Origin of the sequence: Micrococcus sp. R8502A1 (assembly GCF_006704135.1) — a bacterium.
In the GTDB taxonomy this organism is placed as follows: Bacteria; Actinomycetota; Actinomycetes; order Actinomycetales; family Micrococcaceae; genus Micrococcus; species Micrococcus luteus.
On the sequence record NZ_VIGS01000096.1, the window covers coordinates 1 to 2,897 of the forward strand.

A 2,897-nucleotide genomic window follows, 5' to 3' on the forward strand; every position below is an offset into this window, starting at 1 on the left:
GCTCGGCGTGAGGCCCTGGCGGTGTGGGTGAACCACTACAACTACCATCGGCCTCATACCTCCTGCGGAGACGCTCCTCCGGCCTCGTTGGCCCCGGCCCGAGTCAACAACGTCATGACCTCTTACATCTAGGCGGTCGGCCCGGCCGGGTTCCCTCCCCGTCCGGGGCGGCGTCTAGGCTCGAGGCGTGAGCACCCAGACCGAGCATCGCGGCCTGTTCGTCGCCGTCGAGGGACCGGACGGATCCGGCAAGTCCACCCAGGCCCGCGCCCTGACCGAGGCCCTGCGCGCCGCGGGCCACGAGGTGGTGCTCACGCGCGAGCCCGGCGGCTCGGACCTGGGCGAGACGCTGCGGGAGCTGCTGCTGGACCCCGGGCACGCCCCCGTGGACCCCCGCACCGAGGCGCTGCTGTTCGCCGCGGCCCGGTCCGCCCACGCCGTCCGCACGCTGCGCCCCGCGCTGGCCCGGGGCGCCGTCGTCGTCACGGACCGGTATGTGGACTCGTCCGTGGCCTACCAGGGCGCGGCGCGCGGGCTGGGCGAGGCGCGGATCGCCGCCCTGAACGAGTGGGCCACGGACGGCCTCGTCCCCGATCTGACGGTGCTGATCGACGTGGACGCGGCCACCGCCGCGGACCGGCGTGACCGGCGCGCGGCGGAGGGCGAGGGCACCCCCGACCGCATGGAGCGGGAGACGGCGGACCGGCACGAGGCCCTGCGCGCCGCCTTCCTCGCGCGCGCGGCGGCCGCGCCCGAGCGGTACCTCGTGCTCGACGGCGCGCTGCCGCCGCAGGAGCTCACCGCCCGCGCGCTGGCCCGCGTCACCGCCCAGGCGGCCGACCGATGACGGCCCCCGCCCCCGCCGTGTTCGCGGACCTCGCGGGCCAGGAGGCCGCGGTGGCCCAGCTGCGCCGCGCCGCGGCCGAGGACCGTCCCACCCACGCCTGGATGTTCACGGGCCCGCCCGGCTCCGGCCGGTCGACGGCGGCGCGTGCGTTCGCCGCGGCCCTGCAGTGCGAGGTCGCGGACCCGGCGGCGCGCGGCTGCGGCGAGTGCCACGCGTGCCGCACCGTCCTCGGCGGCACCCACCCGGACGTGACCGTGCTGGCCACCGAGGCGGTGAGCTATCGGATCGAGGACGTCCGCGCCCTCGTGGAGGCCGGCCAGTCCACCCCCGCCACCGGGCGCTGGCGGATCTTCCTCATGGAGGACGCGGACCGCATGACGGAGCGCGCCACGAACGTGCTCCTCAAGGCCATCGAGGAGCCGCCGGCCCGCACGATCTGGATGCTGTGCACCCCGTCCCCCGCGGACGTGCTCCCCACCGTCCGCTCCCGCTGCCGGCTGATCACGCTGAGCATCCCCGCCGTGGAGCAGGTGGCGGAGCTGCTGCACCGCCGCGACGGGCTGGACCGCGAGACGGCGCTCACCACCGCCCGGATCTCCCAGTCGCACGTGGGCATGGCCCGCCGCCTCGCGCGGGACCCGGAGGCCCTCGAACGCCGCGAGCGCATCCTCTCCCTGCCGCTCCAGGCCACCGCCGTCTCCGACGCGATGGCCCTGGCCGCCACGTTGGCCGAGGTGTCCAAGGCCGAGGCCGAGTCCGCCGCCGAAGCCCGGGACGCCGAGGAGCTCGAGGCACTGCGCCGCTCCCTGGGCCTCGAGCCCGGCGAGCCCGTCCCGCCCAAGCTCCGCCACCACGTCAAACGGCTCGAGGAGGACCAGACCCGCCGGCGGCGCCGCGCCGTCCGAGACTCGCTGGACCGGGCCATGATCGACGTCATGGGCCTGTTCCGGGACGTGCTGCGCGTGCAGCTGGGGGCCGACGGCGAGCTCATCAACGAGCACCGTCGGGACGAGATCGAGGCGTACGCCCGCGGCACCGCCGGCGACTCGGCCGAGGTGCTCGCCCGGATCGACGCCGTCACCACGGCCCGCGAGCGCATCGCCGCCAACGTGCCGGAGCAGCTGGCCCTCGAAGCCATGATGCTGGCCCTGCTGCCCCGCCGGGTGCGCACCCCGCGACGTCGCTGAGCGGCCGCGCCGGGTGGACCGGCGCCGGCTCAGCGGGTGCGGACCACCAGGTCCGGCACGTCGGCCAGGCCCGGCACCACCCGGTCCGCGCCCGCCGCCAGCAGGACGTCGTCCGCGTCGCGACCCGTGCGCACGCCGACCACGAGTCCGGCCCCCGCGCGGCGCCCGGCCGTCATGTCCTCCGCGGTGTCCCCGACCACCAGGACGCTGCGGACGTCGTCGAGGTCGAGACCGAGCAGGGCGGTGAGGATCATGTCCGGGTAGGGGACGCCGCGGCCGGCGTCGTCCGGGGAGAGGCTCAGATCCGCCAGGCCCATCCACCCCAGCGACTCGAGGATCATGTTCTGGGTGTGGCGGGCGTAGCCGGTGCAGAGGCACACGTGGAGGCCGAGGGCGCGCAGGCGGACGAGCGCCTCCTCCGCGCCCGGGACGGCCTGGACGCCGTGCTCGGCCAGCAGCGCGTCGAAGGCCGCCTCGAACGTGCGGGTCGCCGCCGCGGCCACCGCCCGGTCGGCGAACACGCGGGGGAACACGGCCGTGCGCGAGGTGGGCCGGAGCGCGCGGAACCGCCGAGCGGCGTCGTCGTGCTCCGGCGTGCCCGCCGGGACGCCGTGCTGGTCCAACGTGCGGGCGAACGCCGTGTCCTGGAGCCCGTGCTCCACGATGGACGTGCCGGACATGTCCACCACGGCCAGGCGGAGGGGCGCGGCTGACGAGGCCGCGGCGGGGGGTGCCGGGGTGCGAGGCCGGCTCTTATACACATCTGACGCTGGCGACGAACGCATAAGAGAGTAGTTCGGTGGGTGCATCCTACTATAAAAAACAACACATAACAGAGAATACACTATCATGTAGTGCGGCTA

The 2,897-nt window shown here is 75.4% G+C and carries 4 protein-coding genes; 3 read left to right on the plus strand and 1 reads right to left on the minus strand.

The window, feature by feature from the left end:
• The 3 genes from FLM69_RS11150 to FLM69_RS11160 all read left to right on the plus strand — a co-directional run.
• A partial coding sequence (locus FLM69_RS11150) for an integrase core domain-containing protein (protein ID WP_141844281.1) occupies positions 1 to 132 on the plus strand: 132 nt, incomplete at its 5' end.
• A 55-nt stretch (positions 133 to 187) separates the two neighbouring features.
• The gene (tmk, locus tag FLM69_RS11155) at positions 188 to 847 is read left to right on the plus strand and encodes a dTMP kinase (RefSeq protein WP_036316043.1); all 660 of its coding nucleotides are present in this window, start codon (positions 188 to 190) and stop codon (positions 845 to 847) included.
• On the plus strand, positions 844 to 2,034 hold the full coding sequence (locus FLM69_RS11160; RefSeq protein WP_036384674.1) for a DNA polymerase III subunit delta': 1,191 nt from the start codon (positions 844 to 846) through the stop codon (positions 2,032 to 2,034). Before tmk ends, FLM69_RS11160 begins: the two co-directional genes overlap by 4 nt.
• Before the next feature lie 29 nt (positions 2,035 to 2,063).
• Here the strand turns inward: FLM69_RS11160 and FLM69_RS11165 are convergent, their stop codons facing one another.
• Positions 2,064 to 2,819 carry an HAD family hydrolase gene (locus tag FLM69_RS11165; protein ID WP_141844283.1) on the minus strand — a complete coding sequence of 252 codons (756 nt, stop codon included), beginning with the start codon at positions 2,817 to 2,819 and terminating at the stop codon, positions 2,064 to 2,066.
• Between the last annotated feature and the right edge of the window lie 78 nt (positions 2,820 to 2,897).

Coding starts and splice junctions, on each gene's coding strand:
- FLM69_RS11160 (WP_036384674.1), top strand. CDS start 844: ATGACGGCCCCCGCCCCCGCCGTGTTCGCGGACCTCGCGGGCCAGGAG.
- FLM69_RS11165 (WP_141844283.1), bottom strand. CDS start 2,819: ATGCGTTCGTCGCCAGCGTCAGATGTGTATAAGAGCCGGCCTCGCACC.